The following is a 16,862-nucleotide window of genomic DNA, read 5'->3' as shown; positions in this document are numbered from 1 at the left end:
CGCCGCCCGCCTCGACTACGACGGCCGCCGCTACCGGCTCACGATGCGCCGGCTCCTGCGGAACACCGGCACCGAACCGATCACCCGCTACCTCATCCGCATCAGCGTCGACCGCTACCCCGGCGAGCCCAAACGCTCCAACGCCCACTACCGCGAACACCCGTTGACCTGGGACGAACTCGCCCTGACCGCGACCTGCCGCAGGGAAGAGATGCGCTGGCAGGCCAAGCACGACCGCGACGCCTTCAAGGAAGTCTGGCTACGCTTCGAGAACAACGAGGGCCGCTTCCCCCTCTACCCCGGCGAGTCGGTCTGGATCGAGTACACCTACTCGGTGGGCGAGGAGCAGTGGGGCCGCTGGTTCCAGCGCGCCGTCCGCCTGCCCACCGAGCACCTGGCAGTCGAACTCGCCTTCCCCGCCGCCCTCGACCCCGCCGTCTGGGGGACCGAAACCTCCATGACCGCCGAAGCCGCCCCCCTCAGGACAGCACCGGTCCAGCACGAGGAGAACGGGAAGCGGATCTTCTCTTGGAGCACCTCCACACCCGCCCTCCACGCCCGGTACCGTCTCGAATGGAGATTCCGGGACCGGCCCGAACGTGACATGAATCAAGGGGAGTTCAGGTGAGCCAGGTACGGCCCAGCGAGCAGATGCGCGACCTCGGAGTCGTACAGCGCGGAGCCCCCGTCCTCACCGAGCCGGCCCTCGCCTTCATCCTGTCGGCCGAACGCCAGGCAGCCGAGCAGACCGTCGAGCAGTTGTTCTCCGCCATGGAACGGATCCGCCGGGTCCACCCGTTCGCCAAGGGCATGGGGCTCGCGGCGCCGCAGATCGCGATCGGCCGGGCCGCCGCCGTCGTGCAGCCTCCCGAGCCCGCCGCTCCGCCAATCGTCCTGCTGAACCCCCGCATCACCGACCGTTCCATCGACGAGGACGAGCAGTACGAGGGCTGCCTCAGCTACTTCGACGTACGCGGCCTCGTGCCCCGGCCGCTGCGGATCACCGTGGAGACCACTACCCTCGAAGGCCAGACGGTGACCACGGTCTACGAGCGCGGGCTCGCGCGGCTGATCCACCACGAAATCGACCACCTCGACGGCCTGCTCTACACCGAGCGAATGAGGGCCGGCGTCGCCCCCATCCCCGTCGAGGAGTACCGCCAAACCGGTCGAGCATGGGCCTACGACCAGTAGCTGTCTGGGCAAAGACGGAGATCGCCTGCGATCGAGCAGCTGGCGGTGCCACTCCCCAGCGGTCGGGGCGGGCGGTGGCGTTCCGTACGGCGTGGGGCCCGCCGTCTTCCGCATCGGCACGGCCGATGCGCCCTCCGTGTAACCCCTCAACCAGGACCCCGTTCCCCGCCCCATGACACGGAACGCCGACGGCCAGCTCCAGCTGAATGGGGCTGGCCGTCGGCGGCACCACGGGCCTCGCTCAGATCTCGTCGGTCGGATCCCAGACGTACGGGAGACTCGGGTCCTGTTCGTGCAGGTCCCGAGCGATCTGCTCCAGGAAGTGGATCCTGTTCTTCAGCTGCGGCAGGAGCTCTTGGATTCGGTCCGACGCCTCCTTCGGGGCCGCCGGCAGGTTCGCGCGCACCAAGAGCTTCATTTCCTGGAACGCCTCGGGGTCGGTGGCGGCATGCGGGAGCTTGACGATCGCGGTGTACACCGCGACCTCGGAGACGCTCCACTCGCCGTCTTCTTCCTTGACGGCCCAGATGACCGACTGGGCAGAGGGTGACAGCGTCAACTGGCACTTCTCGCCCATGAGTCGGCTAAGAACCGGAAGAGGCACGGCGTCCTCGCCGGCGAGCGCGGCAGCGGCTTCGGCGGTGGGGACCGTGATCCGCCCGGTGATGGCGTGAGCGACGCGGCGGCGGGCGGCAGCCGTCGGTGGGGCCGGTGGATCCTGAACCTGCGGCTTCGCCCCCGAGGCACCGAGGGCGGTGTCCACGTCGCGGGCTTCTTCCTCGCCGTCCTCCTTCGCCCACCAGGTGATGACGACGAAGCGGTACTCGGGGAACGCCGCCGGGTAGAGGACGTGGCTGACGACGTCGATGGGCTCCCACCCCATGGCCGGGATGCTCATCCGGAAGATGTGTCCGTCCCGGTTCTCGGTCAGGTCGGTGCAGGTCTCCCAGATGTGCCTGACCTTCGGGTCCTTGCACACGTCACCGATGAGCTCCATGAGCTCGGCCGAGTCACCCCTACCGGCAAGGGCGAACTTCAACATCTTGACGTACTCGGTGGCGTGCCGGTTCCAGTCGTGGTACTGGGCACGGGCCTCCTGGGTCGTCAGGGCCCAGCGCATGAGGTTGGCGCCGGGTTCGAGCACCCAGGGCCACCACTCTGCCATCGCCGCGTTGTACCCGACGATGTTCCAGTTGGCGTCACACAGGTAGGTCGGGCTCGGCATCTGCTTGTCGATAAGCAGTCGAAGGCCGCTGCGGACTCGTGGGTCGACGGTTCCGCTGGCGTCCGCCGAGGTGGCCGTGTGCCCGAGGTTGTTGTAGAGCAGGAGCGCGTGATATTCATCGCGGTCGAGCTGCAGCAGCTCGGCCAGCTTGTCGCACTGGTCACGGTCGAGGCGGTTCCTGCCATCACCGCGCTCCAGGTCGCGCCACCAGCGTTCCGACCTTTCGACTGCGGTGGCACATTCTTCCTGCGTGACACGCCGCCCGCGCCGATGGCCGGCGACCTTGCGCCAGGACTTCAGCTGTCCGGCGAAACCCATGAGCTGCCCGGCCCACGGCGCCTGCGCGTCCTCCTTGGGGACCCGGCCAGCAGATGCAGCCTCCCGGCTGCTCCGCGCGACCTCGCCGGTCTCGTCCCCGGTACCCCCGTGATCCGGGAGGGGCTCTCTGGCGCCCATCCGCTTCTCCTCGCTCCTCTGGTGTCGCTTCCCTCGCGTAGAGGGCTTGCCGTTCCCCGAGTTGAGGCAACACAAAAGGGAGGGACCACGCTCTGCGCGCCGGCCCTCCCCTGCCTCCAATCCAGAATACGAGATCATTTTGAGAGCTTGGAATCGAGCCGTCGAGGTGCGGTGACCCAGGACACATTCCTACGGTTGCGTAGGTTGCGATCGACTCGCAATATCGCGGCGTTCAGTCCCGAAACGGACATAAAACCGGCAGGCGATTTCCGGTTCTGAAACCGGCAACTTATTGCCGGTTTTTTCTTCCACGCCGACACCCTGGCCTTCACATGTCCCTCGCAATCGGAACGCAGTGCTCCCACCTTGACGCATTTCCTTTATCGGACAGGGAAGTTACCCCTCACCGGGGCGTCGCGAGAGGACTAGACCAAGGCGTCTCTACGCGCGTAACTCAGGGGGAAACCGACGTTGACGTTGGTTCTTCCGGAAGGTTTAAATCCTGGTCATCAACAGGACAGCCCGGCGTGACGATCCCGCCGAGCGAGGCAGGGAGAGAGATCATCGGTGGTGACGCAGCAAGGGTGCGCGCTGGGAGAAGGACCAGCCATTCACCGGTTACCACCTCCGAACGAGGCGGCCTTTAACGGCCTCCAGTGCCAAGCATGGACTTGTGCGGGCGGTCTACGTATGTTCGTCGTCCCCGGGAGGCAACCCGGCGACGACGGAAGGGATACGTGAAACACCGCACAGAGAGAGCCTGAAAACGCTGCGGCGCCCGGGAGAGGCAACTCCCAGGCGCCGATCGCGAAGAGTCCTATCTCCAGCCGAGGCAACGGTGGAGAGACCGACCCGTCATCGCCGCGCCGGCCCTTCCCACGGGCAACACCGGCTGCGGCTGTACTACAGGGAGAGTTTTGCATGAGCACGGCCCTGCGCGAAAGCTGCCCTCCGGGGTCGGCGCCGCGGACCGCGCGACGGACACCGTCGTCCTGCTCCTTCCGGTCCGCCCGGAACGGGGTTGAGGTCTGATGGCCCGTATTCGCACCATCAAGCCGGAAGCGTTCGAGTCGGAGGACTTGGCGTCCGTGGACGTGACGGCGGTGTTGACCTTCATCGGCCTGCTGACCCACGCCGACGATGCAGGACGACATCGCGACCTGCCGGCCATCGTCGCCGGGCGGCTGTGGGCCCTTCGGCCTGACCACACTCCGGCTCACGTCGCCCATGATCTGGAGCAGCTGGCCGATCGGGGCTTGATCTGCCGGTACACCGGCTGCGACGGCAAGACGTGGTTGCACATCGTGACGTGGGACCGGCACCAGAAGATCAACCGCCCCTCGGCTTCCCGTCTCCCCCGCTGTCCCGTGCACGACGCGGCGAAGGCGTGCGGCGGGTGCGGGCGCACGCAGTGCCCGTCGCCGACCCGCTCGGACAACGGTCGCTCGGCGGCCCAGCCGTCCGCCGAGCCGCCGGCAGGCCCCTCGCCCGCGGGCGGCTCCGTGAACGCTCACGGAGTCCTCATCCGCTCGGCTGCGCCGGATTCCCCCGGCGATGCGGCCCGATCCACCGAAGTGATCGAAGCCACTCCGCCCGCGCTGCCGCACGTTACAGGCCGCGGTAAGAAAACCGCAGGTGACAGCGGTCCTGAGCGGAGCGAGGGTGTGACGGCCGCCACGTTCACGGAGGGCTCACGCACTGGATCTAGGATCTTGGATCCTGGATCTTCCCGTAGGGGGCGCGAGGCGCCCGCGCCCGGATCCTCTCCGGCGGACGTGCTGGATTCCGCCGACGCCGGCGAGTGGTCGGCGAAGCGGCTGATGGCCGAGTACCTGCGTGGATGCAGCCGCCGACCTCCGAGAAATTTCCTCGGTCACCTGGGCAGGGAGATCCGACAGCTGCTGGACGAAGGCTTCGAGCCGGACGCGCTGCGCCCCGCCCTAGAACGGCTGCGGACCAAGGGCCTGCATCCGAGCGTCCTGCCGAGCCTGGTCAACGAGGCGTTGAACGCGCTGCCGACCACACCGGTCGGCTCCGGCCCGTCCTCCGCCTCCGGCGCGGGCCCCTGGGCCGCCGCCTCCCCCGCGTACACGCCGTACCTGAACCCCACCGAGCCCACCGGTACCTTCGGAGTCGCCCTGTGATCCGCACGCGCCTCGACGACCCGCAGACGGCCGCCGACAACCCGGCGGTGGCCTGGATGCAGCGCAAGCTCGCCGAACGCGGCATCGCCCTCAACACCGCGACGCCCCTCGCCGACACCCCCGAGCCGATACCCGCGCTGGAAGCCGCCCAGGAGCGCATCCCGTACGAATACCGGGACGCCCAGGCCGAGCACCCGGCGGTCGCCCAGTGGGTGCGCGCCATCGCCGAGAGCGCCGTCGGCCACGCCGCCAGCCCCCTCGTCCCGCACTTCGGCTCCGCCGGCCAGCGAGAGATCACGCACGGCCGCAGCCTCCTGCTGTGGGGGCCCACGGGTGCCGGCAAGACGCACCAGGCGTATGGCGCGATCCGGGCCCTGACCGCCGCGGGGTGCGGCGTGCGGTGGCAGGCAACGACAGCCGCCGACCTCTACGGTGCGATGCGAGCCCGGGGCGGGCTCGATCCGGAGTACCTGCTGCGGCGGATCGTACGGGCGCCGCTGCTGCTCCTGGACGACCTCGGCGCGGCCAAGAGCAGCGAGTGGAACGAGGAGATCACCTTCCGCCTGCTCAACTGGCGCAGCGAGCACCGCCTGCCGACGATCATCACGACCAACCTGGCCCCCGTCCGCACCGAACGGATGGACCCCCGCCTGCCGGTTCTGCGTGACAAGGTCGGCGACCGCGTGCTCTCCCGCCTGTCCGGCATGTGCACCCCGGTCCACCTCGACGGTCCCGACCGCCGCTTCCGCGCCGCCGCCTGACGGCCCCCGCGCTTCACCCGCTTCCCGGCGCCCGGCACCGAGCTGGCCGCCGGCACCTGCCGGCGCGACCGCGCCGCTCCCGCCTGCCCGGCGGCCCCCTGGAGAACCACCCATGCGCCACATCACCACCAACAGCACGTTTAACACGAGCCTGCGCGGCATCGCCGACATCTCCTGGCATGCCCGCGGAGCCTGTCGCGATCTGGAGGCCGACGAGGCCGACCGCCTGTTCTTCTCCGCCCCGCGCGCCCACGCCGATATCGCCGAGGCCAAGACGATCTGCGGTACCTGCCCCGTACGCCAGGACTGCTTCACCCACGCCCTGGACAACGACATCCGCTGGGGCATGTGGGGCGGACTGACCGAGGCCGAGCGCCGGCCCTGGCACGCCAAGGTCGCCAAGCGCCTCGACTACACCCGGGTGCGCGCCGCGATCATGGGCCGGGACGTCCACCTCACCGCCGCCGAGCGCGACGCTGTCACTCGTCACGCCTACGTCCGCGGATGGGCCCCCGAGCGCCTGGCCTACGCATTCGGCATCGACCTGGACCACGCACGCGACCTGCTGCGAGACGCCGGCCACGCCATCGCGGACCGCGACCGGTACTGGACACCCCCCACCGAGGGCGACAGCGACACGGCCACCGCCACAGAGGAAACGTTCTGCCAAGTGCCGAGCCAGGCCCAGACCCACGGCCTGATCGAGGCACTGAAGAAGGCGGCATGACCTCCCGCCACCTCACCACCAACCTCACCATGACCCCGCGCCGAAAGGGAGCTGTTGACCGAGGAGACCACCGAGCAGATCGCCGACCGCTACGCCCTGGTCGCGGCCGGCACCGTGATCACCGTCCTCACCGTGGCGGGCTTCTGGCTCTCCTACGCCCACCTCGCCGAGGTCGCAGGGCGGCACGGACTGGCCAACTCCCCTATCCGGCAGTGGGCGTGGCCGGCGACGTTGGACGCGTTCATCGTCGCCGGAGAGCTCCTCATGCTGCGAGCCGGACTGCGCCGGGTGACGGACTGGTGGGCCGTCGGCGTGACCGTCACCGGATCCGTCGGCTCAATCGCCCTGAACGTCTTCGGCGTCAGCGGCACGGCCCCCGGTCCGGTCCCGCTCTTGGACTACGTGGTCGCTGCCGTCCCACCCACCGGGGCGATGCTGGCCTTCGGCGTGCTGATGCGGCAGATTCACCAGCGGGTCGCCCGGCCGCTCCCGGACACGGACGAAGCCGACCGTGAGGGCACACCGGAACCGGCGGTCCGGAATGCCGCTGACACGACGGCTGACCCAAACCACGCCGTCCCCGAACCCGGACCGGACCCGGACCGCGCCACCCCGGAACCCGGACCGGACCCGGACCACGCCACCCCCGAACCCGGACCGGACCCGGACCAGGACCCGGACCACACCGCCCCCGAACCCGGACCGAGCGGACGGACCAGCGCCCCCAGCGGTCCAGAGCGAAGCGGACCACGGCGTGGGCGTCCCGGACCGGCACGTCCACGGACGGTCCGGGCCAAGGTTCAGGCTGGCCGGCGGCCCCAATCCGGACCGCGCCGTCTGTCCGAAGACGAGGTCGTCGAGCTGGTCCTCCCTCATGTCCCCGAAGTACTGCGTGAAGACAACAACAAGCAGATCACCCGGGCGCAGCTCAGGACGATCATGCGTCGCCGGGGAATCACCCTCGGCAACGAGCACCTGGGTCCGGTCCTGGCTCGCGTGCGTGCCGCCACCGCCCCCTCTTCCTCTGAAGGAGCCGTTCGATGAAGACCTGCGACCGCTTCGAGCGGATGAAGAACGCGTACGAAACCGACCTCGCCGTCCTGAACGGCCACGCTGACCGACATGCGGGCACGAATCCCGCGAAGGCGAGCAGTCGAATCGCCAAGGGCGTGAAGCTGAACATGGCGCGGGCCCTGTCCAAGCACTACGCCCGGTGCAGGGTGTGCTGCTGATCCTCGTCTCCCCTGGTGGTGGCCCGGTCTTCGCCGGGCCACCCCCGTTCCCCGGGCTTCCGAGCTAAGAAGGAACCGATCGCCCTCATGTCCTCCGCAACTTCCCTCCCCGAACCGGACGGGACCCTGCCCAACACGTCGGCCGGCTCCCATGCCGACGACAGCCGTCAGCAGAGCGACAACTCGGTACCAGGCGGAGCAAGTTATCGGCCAAGACACTCTTCCCCGTCGGGGAAGCGCGTCCTGGCCAATCCCGCCCCGGAGGTGGCGGGAGCGGTCCAGCACCGGGGGGTGCTGGACCGTGAGGCTGCGACCGGGGGCGGATCGCAGCCGGAGAAGCTCTCGCGCCGCCGCAAGCGCCGTACCGCGAAGATCACTTCGCGCAAGCGCTCGCCGAAGACCGACGCCGCCAAGCGCGTCCATGTGTGCAGCGTCCGTCTCAACGACGACGAGAAGCATCGCCTCACCGAAGCTGCCGCTGCGGCCCGTACCAGCCTGCCGGCCTTCCTGGCACGCAGCGGCCTCGCCGCCGCCCGCGACGCGGACGGTGCCGCCGGCGCCATCGCCGGCGAGCGCGAGCTGATCTCCGAGATGTTCGCCGCCCGCCGGCACCTCGGGCACGTCGGCAACAACCTCAACCAGGTGGCGCGGGCCATCAACTCCGGCGACCGCCCCACCGAAGCGCACCTCGACGTCTTGCTCGCCGCCGTACGGCGTGCGACCGAGCGGGTCCAGGCCGCCACCGACAAGCTCCTCGAACACCGCTAGGAACATGGTCCCGAAGATCCACAAGCGCGGGAAGCGCACCATCGGCCTGCTCTACTACCTCTACGGGCCGGGCAAGGCCGAGGAACACGTCGACCCGCACCTCGTGGCCTCCTGGGACCACGCCGCCCCCGACCCGGGACGCGACCCCGAGGCCACGTACAAGCAGCTCCAGCAGCTGCTGGACCAGCCTCTGGCTCTCCTCGACGAGAAGCAGCGGGCGAAGAAGCATGTGTGGCACCTGTCCGTGCGCAACGGCCCGACCGACCGGATCCTGTCCGACGTCGAATGGGGCGACGTCGCCCGCCGAATGGTGGCCGCCGCCGGGATCGACGACCCTGGCCAGGGCGCGGGCTGCCGCTGGGTCGCCGTACGGCACGCCGACGACCACATCCACATCCTCGCCACCCTCGCCCGCGAAGACGGCTACCGGCCCGACCTCGACCGCGACGCCACCCGCGTACAGGCCGAAGCCCGCCTCCTGGAGCAGGAACTCGGACTACGCCGCCTCAAGCCCGGCGACGGCACCGCCGCCCAGCGCCCCACCAGCGCCGAACGACACAAGGCCGATCGCCAGGGCCGCGAGCGCACCGCCCGCGAAGAACTCCGCGAGACCGTACGGCGAGCCGTGGCCGGCGCCCAGGGCGAAGAGGAGTTCTTCGACCGGCTGGCCGCCGCCGGCCTCCTGGTGCAGAAGCGCGTCGCACCCTCCGGCGACCTCCTCGGCTACAAGGTCGCCCTGCCCGACGACCGCAACAAAGACGGCCAACCCGTGTACTACCCTGGCGCCCGCCTCGCCCCCGACCTGTCGCTGCCGCGCATCCGCGAACGTTGGTCCGGCGACGGCATCCGCGGGGGAACCATCCTCGAGTCCCCGAAGGTGGTCTCGACAGCTCCGTCTGCCGCACGCCGGCGGACGGCCGCAGCGACCTGGGAGGCGATCTTTGTCATCGAGCACGGCGAGGACGCCGTGGCCGCCGCGCACATCGCTGCGGCCGGCGAGGTCCTCGACGCGCTCGCCAAGACCTCGGCCGCCCACACCCGCCGCGAACTGAGAGAAGCCGCCTGGGAGTACGAGCGCGCCTCCCGCTCGCACGTACGCGCCGTACGCGGGCACGACCGGGCACTACGACGGGCAGCCCGTGACCTCATCCATGGCGGGCCGGCGCTCGGCCGCGGCGAGGACGGGGCGACCACAGCCATGGCCATCGACATGCTGTTCTTCCTGATCGTCGCCACCGCACACTGGCACGCGAAGAAGGACCACGCACAGCAGGCCGAAGCAGCCCGGCGAGCCGCCGAGCACCTGCGCCTCGCTTACCGCGCCGCCGCCGAACAACCGCTCGCGGTACTCCACCAGCGCGGCCGTCACCTCGCCCGCCCGCTGCTGCAGCGACAGGCCGGCACCGTGCGCACGGCCATCCCCGGACTGGCCGAGCAGGTCCTGGCCGAACCCGGCTGGCCAGCCCTCGCCGCAACGCTCGCCGATGCCGAGGCCACCGGCCACGACCCCGCCGCGCTGCTCGCCGACGCTGCCGAGCGCCGGGAACTGGGCACAGCCGAGTCGATCAGCGACGTCCTCGTGTGGCGACTGCGCCGCGCGGCAGACCTCCCCGCCGACGCCACCGGTACGCCACCCGCAGCCCGGACGGGCACCACGCCCTCGACCACGAGGGCCTCCGGACGGAGTCATCCCCGTCACCGTCGCCGGTAGAACCCTCACCCTCCTTGTCACCGCCATCACAGACGGCCCGGCCGCAGAACTCGGCCGGGCCGCCAGTGGGCGCTCGGACACGGGCAGCACCATATGGGAGAAAGAGCATGTTCAGCCCAACGTTTCTCGGCACCATCGCCGGGGCATTCCTCGTCCTTGCAAGCCTTGCGGAACTCGCAGCACGTGCGGTTCGCGGCCAGACCTCGGCCCCCGTCGGCCACGCACTCCTCGTGGTGGCCCTCTCCCTGGGGGCTGGCGCAGGAGTCACCTACGTCGCCGGGTGACGCAGATTCGCCCGTGTACGCTCCCCACCGCGCCCGCACGGTCGCGGAGACTGGTCTCCTCGTGCCCGTGACGACGGTCGTAAAGCTTCACGATTTTGAGAGTTGCCGCAGGTGGGGCCGCTGGGGCACCCTTCTTCGTCCGCCCGCAAGGTGGGGCAGCCGACGAAAGGGGAGGCCATATGTTCGGTCGGAGGAAGGCGAAGAAGGACCAGTCCCAGCTCGGGCCGGCCGGAGTGCCGTGGCTGAACCACCCGGCGCCGCAGTGGCCGGGCGAGCAGCAGCCCGTCCAGGAGGAGACCGGCTCGGTGGCGGCGATCGACGACCTTCCGCCGGCCGACCTGCGGCTCGATCTCGACAGGAACCGGTTCATGATCTGGCGGCGTCCGCTCGTGATCGACGGTGAGGTGCGCGCCTGCCCGACATGCGAGTCGTACCGGGACTTGGCGATCCTCGCGACCCAGGGAAGGGTCTGGCTGCGCTGCTCCGCCGGCCACGTCACGCCGGAGCCGCGCCTTGACATCGCCTGGTACAACCGCCACTGCGGCCCGACCGACGCGACCTTCGACACCCTGGAAGAAGGGCTCTCCGAGTACGGCCTCTGACGGAGGGCCGTCCACCACGCTCGCAATACCGCCTCGGACGTAGGCGGCCCCGGTCAACCAGTCCGTACGCACCAGGGAGCTGCATGCCCGTCCGTTCCACCGCCCTGCTCACTGCCAGCGCGCTCACCCTGCTGAGCCTGGCCGCCTGCACCTCGCCGTCGGGCACCACGAACCCTCCGGACACGGGTCCCTCCGTCGCCCCGTCGATGCGCACCTCGCCTGATGGAGGGGCGCTGTCGTCGGCGGAGCTCCAGGAACGGCTGCTGTCGGCAGCTGACCTGGGACCCGGCTACACCGCCCGCCGCACTGCCTCCCCAACGGACTCGCACAAGGCGTCCGTCCTGGACTGCGAGCCGCTGGAGCGCCTGGGCGACGATCCGTACGGCTCCTTCCCCGCTCAAGCGAAAGCCGTTCTGCACGGGGCGAACGGCAAGGTGACCGAGGAGCTGTACTCCGCTCGGCCTGCGGAACTGTCCGCCGGCATCCGCGAGATCATGAGCGCGATGACCGCATGCCCGACCTACCAACTCGCCATGGCGACCTCCGTGGTGGAAGTCAGCACGCGAACCGTGCCCGCTCCGCGCCGTGGCGAGGAACAATGGGCCCAGCTCGGCACCGTCCGCACGGGCAGCCGGTCCTCCACGGTGCAGCAGCTCGTCATCCGTGACGGCTCCGTCCTCCTCGTGCTCTCCGGCGCCCCCACCCAGGTCGCTCTCACTGCCGACACTGCCCTGGCCAAGGCCAAGGCCCGATGACCGCCGACCCACTCACTTGGAGGCCCCGTTGCCCGAAGATCCCACCGACGGCCATCCCGCTCAGGGCGGCAGCGACCCCCGCACCCAGCTGATCCAGGCGCTCCTCGCACTCGGATACGACCGCGACCAGATCCGCAACGCCCGCTTCGCCGGGCCGGGAGAGATCCGGATTCCTGAGAGCGCGGCGGCCACCTAGGCGTTCAAGGAACTGGCGTCCCTGGTGGGTGATGAGAACGCCCAGGCAGTGCGAGAGGCCGGTGCCCGCGCCGGGGCCGCACACCACGGTGACACCTTCGCCGCGAGGAACGAGCTCGTGTTCCCCACCCGTCCACGCCCTGGCGACCCGCCGACGCCTGGAACACCCAGGCGGAGCCGCTGACCTGGAGCGACCACAGAAATGGCTCGGGGCCAGGTCCATCGACCTGGCCCCGAGCCATTGGTGTGCTGGGATCTCCGAGCAGAGCTAGGCACCCGCAAGCGCCCGCAAGGAGGTGACAGGCCCCACGTCCGGACCTACCGCCAGGCGTGTCACACGGTGGGACGTACGAGCAGCTGCCCTTCGCTGCCCTGGGGCAGGGTGTGGCGCAGCACCGGGTCAGCGGAGGCCAGGGAGCCGGCGAACGCGGCGACGAGGTCGTGCGGCGTACTGGCGGAGAAGACCGCCGCCCACAGAAAGCCCCCGCCGATCCTCGGTTCGCACCACGCCTGCCACCCGGTCGGGTCGACGACGGGATCGAGAGCCAGCGGGTCGCCGTCCTGGATGCCGTCCACGGGCAGGACGTTCAGCGCCATGCCCGCGGTGAGCCGCGGGTCGGAGACGACCGCTCGGTTGTCGATGTCCCGGACCCAGCCGTGTTCGGCCAGCGCGTCGAAGACCATGTTCGGTCCGGCGAAGCCGTACGCGGGGTCGGGGCGGCACTCCAAGGCGAGCAGGAAGTCGGCGACCGCCTCGGGCGGCACCCCGGTGGAGAAGTAGGCCGTCCACTCCGCGAGGCCGGCCTCACTGGCTCGGGCGGACGCCGTCCAGGCAACCGGCACGTCGCCGAGCAGGATCGGCTCGTCGGCCAGCACCCACTGGGCCCACCGCAGTCCGTCCGGCGCGACGTACAGGACGGTGCTGCGCACCACCTGCCGGGCCTCCTCTGGTTCGTCGGGCTCACGGCGGCCCCGTACGAGGGTGAGGCCGATCCAGCCGGCGCCCGTCAGGTGCGAGGCGACGTGGTCGGCGAGAGCACCGTCGTCGCCGGCGAGATGGCGCGGGGTGACCCACCAGGCGGGCAAGGCAGGGAAGTCGGATGACTCGGCAGGGCCGGGCGGAATCAGAAGCGCTCCTTGTCGTCAGAGGTCACGGGGAGACGGCGCGCAGCCGTCGGCGAGGCCCCCTGGGCGGATCGACTGGAGGCATCCAGGCCAGGGCCTCGGCGACCGGACGCGGGAGGTAGCCGTACTGCACGGCGTCGGGGTCTTCGGAGAGGTACACCGTCGGGTGGCCGTCCAAGTCTGCTGCCACGAGGACGTCAGCAAGGCGGTGCGCCATCGGGCAGAAGGGATTGATGGCGAGACGGACAGGGACGTCGGGGTCCAAGGCGGCAAGGCGGCTGATCAGGTCACGGACAGTCATGTCGGATGCGGGCACGTTCACTCCTTGGGGGCCGAACAACACGGAGTTGCCGAGGGTGCGGACATCGCTGGGCCTGTGCAGTCGTCAGAGGCGTTCGGCGGTGGCCAGAACTTCCGAGACGGTCCGCGCGACCAAACGGGCCGGCGTATCGGGATCGAAGACGATCTTGTAGCCGGGCGTACGTGCGGTGCCGGTGACCGCGAGCACCCAGCCCTCGCGCTCGGCACCGGGCCGGCCGGCGGGAAAGTGGCCGAGGTAGAAACGGCCGTCGGCGGAGGCGATATGGGTGTCGGCCCGGTCGTCGACGATGAAGTGGAAGTCGCCGTTCGCGGCGGGGAAGGCGTCGATGACCTCGGTCGCTTGTCCCGGCCCCAGGAGCCAGTCGTGCAGCCTCAAGCGCTCGGTCGTTGTCCGGAATCCTGCGGAACTCAGCTCCACCGTCACGGCATCACCTCTCTCACCTTTTCCGGGTTCCCCGGAAGGGTCGTCTACGTTGACATGCCCCTGAAGCATGTACCAGTCATTTCGCGGTCTTTCCTGTCTGCCTGAGGCGAACTGCGTCTTCGACAACGGATGCGGGTCCCCAGACTTCGTGGGTAAGCCGCCTGATCGTTGGCCACTCGGCGGCCGAATGGTCTTAAGTTGCTTGGCCTCCCGGCTCCTGTCGGCGGGGGACACGCCACGGACGCCTGTAGCAGCAGGCTGAAAGCATGTGGTCGGCACAGCGAACTCACTGAAAATCAAGGGTGGCCGAAGTAGGGACTGGGCGCCCCGACCGGATAGAAGGCGGTGATGCGATAGCGCTGCTGGTTGCACCAGACGTCGAATCCCATGACCCACCGCTCGGCGAGGTCATCCACGGTGATCAATCTCGGGTCGGTGTCGGCTGTGGGCCGGTGAAGACGCATGGCTACGGGGACCGGGCATTCACCGAACAGGGAGTCGGCGTAGAAGGCCCTGGTTGTCTCCATGCGTCCCGCGGGCTCTCCAGTCGCGTGGGCTGGCACCAGCCGGAGGATGCCGTCCAGCTCGATCACCACGGTGCGGCAGCGTCCCTCGCCGACGCGAAACCGCTCCGGGGTCATCGAGGCACCGCCGAGTGGCCGGTGAGCGGGATGTCATAGCGCATCCACGAACGTATGGCCGACGCGGTATGAGGCCTACCGGAACCAAGAGCGCGGTATCCGTCAAAGGCCCAGCCAGTCACCTCCAGGAATCTGCCGTGGCCCGTGCTGATCTCCAGTTCCACGTTGAGGAATACAGGGCGTTTGGCCACCGCGAAGCCCTGCCAGGCGCGGTCCCAGCGGAAAAGCGTGCCGAACTCCGAGTCGTCCCACACCAGGAGACGGTCACCCGCGTGTGCGGCTCGGCCGTCGAGAATCCACAGGTCTGTGTGAGCTTCCCGACCAGCAACTTCGGCACGGGCAAGCGGATACGCCTGGACCTCTGCCCGCTTTCCACAGCGAAGAATGCAGTCGGCTCTGCGGTTCCCGATGGTGACCTCGGCGGCAACGCCCCAGTCCTTGATCTCTTTGTGCCATACGGACTCGGTCACAGGGCACCCGCGTATCGGAGGAGCTCTACGTCGTCGTGGTCCAAGCCGAGGGCCTCTGCTCCGACCTCGGCAATGTAGTCAGCGAGGTTGAAGATGCCGGGGATGCTGTCGATGCCGACGACAAGACGGTCGTATCGCTTGAAGAGGGCGAGGATGCGGTTTCCGCGGGCCCGATGTTCCTTGGCGCCTTGGGCGGATTCCTTGGCTGCACGCTCGAGCCGGTCGGCCTCCATGAAGTCGCGCTCTGCAAGAGGAGGGAGGACTTCCATGATGCGGTCGAGGTCTTCCAGCACGAGCTGCTGGGCGGTCTTCTCCGTCAGCTCGCCACCTGCACCGATCAGGACCTTCGCCACGACCGTCTCGTCGTCGGAACCGCCGCCTCGGAGGCCGGGAACCGAAGGACCGTCAGGTCCTGACGCTCCGGTTCCGCAGCTCGGGCCGGGGACGGTGGTTCCGCCCTGCTCTGGTCCGGCGGGGCCGGCGAGAGCGGCGATACGGAGTTCCTTGCAGACCTTGTTGAACGAGGTGGTGCACATCGTTTTCACCGCGCGGTCGAACACCGGACGGTACTCGGCAGAGAGCACCTCGATCTTTGACCGGACGACACCTTGCATCCGGGTGAGCTGCTCGGCTTCGCTCCCGCCCTGATGGATGCAGCGGAGGGCCTCACGGTCGAGGACGTCGCGCACGGTGTTGGAGTAGCGGCCAGCGGCATTGGGAATAGGCACGGTTTTCTACTTTCCAGAGAGGAGTCGGATCGTGCGGGGGCGCTTCTCCAGAACACGGTCAGCCCAGGAGACGACCGAGTCGCGGATGGACTCGACGGACTGCCACACGTCGGGGTCATCGATGTGGACGAAGTCGTCGGGACCCAGCAGGAGGATCTCTCTGCACTTATGGGCCAGGCCGAAATAGCGAATGGTCCAGTCGGCACGAGGGTCACGCTCGTCAGCGCCGATCAGTTCGTTGACCAGCTCTTCGTCCGGATTTGGCACCGGGCGCATTTGTTCGCGCACGTAGCGGGCGACCTCCTGGTCCTGGAGAACCTCACGCACGGCCGGTGCCCGCAGGATGGACAGGACGGCTTCCGGGGTCTTGGTCAACTCAGCGACTACAGCCGCTCGCACTCCTTCCCGGCCGAGCTGAGCGATGACCTCGCCCGGTGTCCCCATGCCGCAGGCCGCTCCGTCCGCCAGCCCCAGGGCCCGGCAGTACTCCCCGGCGTCCAGCACTGCCGGCCATCCCGCCCGCTCAGCGCTGGCCAGCCTCCCGAGCAACAGTCCGACACGATGCGCACGCTCGGCCGGGTCGGTGACGCAGGCCGTAACAACGCACTTCCACGGCACGTGGACGGAGGACGCGGTGAGACGTTCACGAAGCTCCCCGCCCGCCAGCGCAGTGACGCGCAGGTATCTCTCCAGAGTGTCGGCTGCATAGCCGAGTTGGCGTGCCAGCGGGCCCAGGGCACTGCTCATACCCAGGCTGGACTGTTCAGCGATCTCAGCACACACGTCACCGAGGCCGAAACGCGCTGCAAGCTGCACCCGCGACGCCTGGACGTCCTGCTCCGCGAACACTCTCGCCCGCTCTAGCTGATCATCGGTGTAGCCGGGGTCTGCTCTACCGCCCGGCTCGATCCACACGTTGTCCATGGCCGAGGACGGTAGAAGCCCACGCTGTCCGCCGCCTCCGCGAGCCACCCGAACAGCCGCCTAGTAGGCGGATCGAGGACCAAGATCTCGAAAGTGTGCCTTAAGGATGCCCGCCTCCGAAGTGCGGTTTGACCCAGCCCGTTCGGCGGCCCGAACCTTCCCTCGCGTGAAAATC

General features: G+C 69.2%; 20 protein-coding genes. 12 read left to right on the top strand and 8 right to left on the bottom strand.

From position 1 onward, the window contains the following. Window positions 1-43: 43 nt before the first annotated feature. Window positions 44-628 carry a hypothetical protein gene (locus NRO40_RS26325; protein WP_232791209.1) on the top strand — a complete coding sequence of 195 codons (585 nt, stop codon included), beginning with the start codon at window positions 44-46 and terminating at the stop codon, window positions 626-628. Next, entirely contained in the window at window positions 625-1,194 is a 570-nt protein-coding gene (locus NRO40_RS26320) for a peptide deformylase (RefSeq protein ID WP_058944200.1), read from the top strand. The genes NRO40_RS26325 and NRO40_RS26320 overlap by 4 nt, the downstream gene beginning before the upstream one ends. 241 nt (window positions 1,195-1,435) lie before the next feature. On the opposite strand, the gene NRO40_RS26315 is transcribed toward NRO40_RS26320, so the two are convergent. Then, a complete protein-coding gene (locus NRO40_RS26315) occupies window positions 1,436-2,875 on the bottom strand; it encodes a helix-turn-helix transcriptional regulator (RefSeq protein ID WP_257375524.1) in 1,440 nt (479 codons plus the stop codon). Between the two features lie 1,031 nt (window positions 2,876-3,906). Between NRO40_RS26315 and NRO40_RS26310 the strand changes: the two genes are divergently transcribed. The 10 genes from NRO40_RS26310 to NRO40_RS26265 all read left to right on the top strand — a co-directional run bounded on the left by NRO40_RS26310 (window position 3,907) and on the right by NRO40_RS26265 (window position 12,055). Continuing rightward, window positions 3,907-5,019: a hypothetical protein gene (locus tag NRO40_RS26310; RefSeq protein ID WP_232791279.1), complete on the top strand. Its 1,113-nt coding sequence runs from the start codon at window positions 3,907-3,909 to the stop codon at window positions 5,017-5,019. Beyond that, window positions 5,019-5,780 carry an ATP-binding protein gene (locus NRO40_RS26305; protein ID WP_408057098.1) on the top strand — a complete coding sequence of 254 codons (762 nt, stop codon included), beginning with the start codon at window positions 5,019-5,021 and terminating at the stop codon, window positions 5,778-5,780. The genes NRO40_RS26310 and NRO40_RS26305 overlap by 1 nt, the downstream gene beginning before the upstream one ends. 112 nt (window positions 5,781-5,892) lie before the next feature. Then, the gene (locus tag NRO40_RS26300) at window positions 5,893-6,507 is read left to right on the top strand and encodes a WhiB family transcriptional regulator (RefSeq protein WP_079047525.1); all 615 of its coding nucleotides are present in this window, start codon (window positions 5,893-5,895) and stop codon (window positions 6,505-6,507) included. 54 nt (window positions 6,508-6,561) lie between these two features. Further along, window positions 6,562-7,551: a DUF2637 domain-containing protein gene (locus NRO40_RS26295; RefSeq protein WP_232791281.1), complete on the top strand. Its 990-nt coding sequence runs from the start codon at window positions 6,562-6,564 to the stop codon at window positions 7,549-7,551. Further along, window positions 7,548-7,739, top strand: a complete 192-nt coding sequence (locus NRO40_RS26290; RefSeq protein WP_058945206.1) for a hypothetical protein — start codon at window positions 7,548-7,550, stop codon at window positions 7,737-7,739. The genes NRO40_RS26295 and NRO40_RS26290 overlap by 4 nt, the downstream gene beginning before the upstream one ends. 291 nt (window positions 7,740-8,030) lie before the next feature. Then, window positions 8,031-8,507 (top strand): plasmid mobilization protein, encoded by a 477-nt coding sequence (locus tag NRO40_RS26285; protein ID WP_232791282.1) that lies wholly within the window; start codon window positions 8,031-8,033, stop codon window positions 8,505-8,507. A 4-nt stretch (window positions 8,508-8,511) separates the two neighbouring features. Then, window positions 8,512-10,218, top strand: coding sequence for a relaxase family protein (locus NRO40_RS26280; RefSeq protein WP_058945208.1), 1,707 nt, complete (start codon window positions 8,512-8,514; stop codon window positions 10,216-10,218). A 463-nt stretch (window positions 10,219-10,681) separates the two neighbouring features. Continuing rightward, window positions 10,682-11,104, top strand: a complete 423-nt coding sequence (locus tag NRO40_RS26275; RefSeq protein ID WP_232791283.1) for a hypothetical protein — start codon at window positions 10,682-10,684, stop codon at window positions 11,102-11,104. An 83-nt stretch (window positions 11,105-11,187) separates the two neighbouring features. After that, complete coding sequence (locus NRO40_RS26270; protein WP_058945209.1) at window positions 11,188-11,859, top strand: hypothetical protein; 672 nt, start codon at window positions 11,188-11,190, stop codon at window positions 11,857-11,859. Between the two features lie 28 nt (window positions 11,860-11,887). Then, entirely contained in the window at window positions 11,888-12,055 is a 168-nt protein-coding gene (locus tag NRO40_RS26265) for a hypothetical protein (protein WP_157901954.1), read from the top strand. Window positions 12,056-12,387: 332 nt separating this feature from the next. Here the strand turns inward: NRO40_RS26265 and NRO40_RS26260 are convergent, their stop codons facing one another. From NRO40_RS26260 to NRO40_RS26230, 7 genes are all read right to left on the bottom strand, one after another. Continuing rightward, the gene (locus NRO40_RS26260) at window positions 12,388-13,140 is read right to left on the bottom strand and encodes a DUF317 domain-containing protein (RefSeq protein WP_232791284.1); all 753 of its coding nucleotides are present in this window, start codon (window positions 13,138-13,140) and stop codon (window positions 12,388-12,390) included. Window positions 13,141-13,204: 64 nt separating this feature from the next. Further along, entirely contained in the window at window positions 13,205-13,495 is a 291-nt protein-coding gene (locus NRO40_RS26255) for a hypothetical protein (RefSeq protein WP_058945212.1), read from the bottom strand. A gap of 69 nt (window positions 13,496-13,564) precedes the next feature. Then, window positions 13,565-13,924, bottom strand: coding sequence for a DUF317 domain-containing protein (locus tag NRO40_RS26250; RefSeq protein WP_058945213.1), 360 nt, complete (start codon window positions 13,922-13,924; stop codon window positions 13,565-13,567). Window positions 13,925-14,220: 296 nt separating this feature from the next. After that, window positions 14,221-14,520, bottom strand: a complete 300-nt coding sequence (locus NRO40_RS26245; protein WP_157901955.1) for a hypothetical protein — start codon at window positions 14,518-14,520, stop codon at window positions 14,221-14,223. A 41-nt stretch (window positions 14,521-14,561) separates the two neighbouring features. Next, entirely contained in the window at window positions 14,562-15,035 is a 474-nt protein-coding gene (locus NRO40_RS26240; RefSeq protein WP_058945215.1) for a hypothetical protein, read from the bottom strand. Beyond that, entirely contained in the window at window positions 15,032-15,763 is a 732-nt protein-coding gene (locus NRO40_RS26235) for a hypothetical protein (protein WP_257375523.1), read from the bottom strand. The genes NRO40_RS26240 and NRO40_RS26235 overlap by 4 nt, the downstream gene beginning before the upstream one ends. Window positions 15,764-15,769: 6 nt before the next feature. After that, window positions 15,770-16,687: a hypothetical protein gene (locus tag NRO40_RS26230; protein WP_257375522.1), complete on the bottom strand. Its 918-nt coding sequence runs from the start codon at window positions 16,685-16,687 to the stop codon at window positions 15,770-15,772. Window positions 16,688-16,862: the final 175 nt, after the last annotated feature.

This window comes from Streptomyces changanensis (assembly GCF_024600715.1).
In the GTDB taxonomy this organism is placed as follows: Bacteria; Actinomycetota; Actinomycetes; order Streptomycetales; family Streptomycetaceae; genus Streptomyces; species Streptomyces changanensis.
This window is presented reverse-complemented; position numbering and strand designations above follow the sequence as displayed.

Coding starts and splice junctions, on each gene's coding strand:
- NRO40_RS26325 (WP_232791209.1), top strand. CDS start 44: ATGCGCCGGCTCCTGCGGAACACCGGCACCGAACCGATCACCCGCTAC.
- NRO40_RS26315 (WP_257375524.1), bottom strand. CDS start 2,875: ATGGGCGCCAGAGAGCCCCTCCCGGATCACGGGGGTACCGGGGACGAG.
- NRO40_RS26310 (WP_232791279.1), top strand. CDS start 3,907: ATGGCCCGTATTCGCACCATCAAGCCGGAAGCGTTCGAGTCGGAGGAC.
- NRO40_RS26300 (WP_079047525.1), top strand. CDS start 5,893: ATGCGCCACATCACCACCAACAGCACGTTTAACACGAGCCTGCGCGGC.
- NRO40_RS26290 (WP_058945206.1), top strand. CDS start 7,548: ATGAAGACCTGCGACCGCTTCGAGCGGATGAAGAACGCGTACGAAACC.
- NRO40_RS26280 (WP_058945208.1), top strand. CDS start 8,512: ATGGTCCCGAAGATCCACAAGCGCGGGAAGCGCACCATCGGCCTGCTC.
- NRO40_RS26275 (WP_232791283.1), top strand. CDS start 10,682: ATGTTCGGTCGGAGGAAGGCGAAGAAGGACCAGTCCCAGCTCGGGCCG.
- NRO40_RS26270 (WP_058945209.1), top strand. CDS start 11,188: ATGCCCGTCCGTTCCACCGCCCTGCTCACTGCCAGCGCGCTCACCCTG.
- NRO40_RS26230 (WP_257375522.1), bottom strand. CDS start 16,687: ATGGACAACGTGTGGATCGAGCCGGGCGGTAGAGCAGACCCCGGCTAC.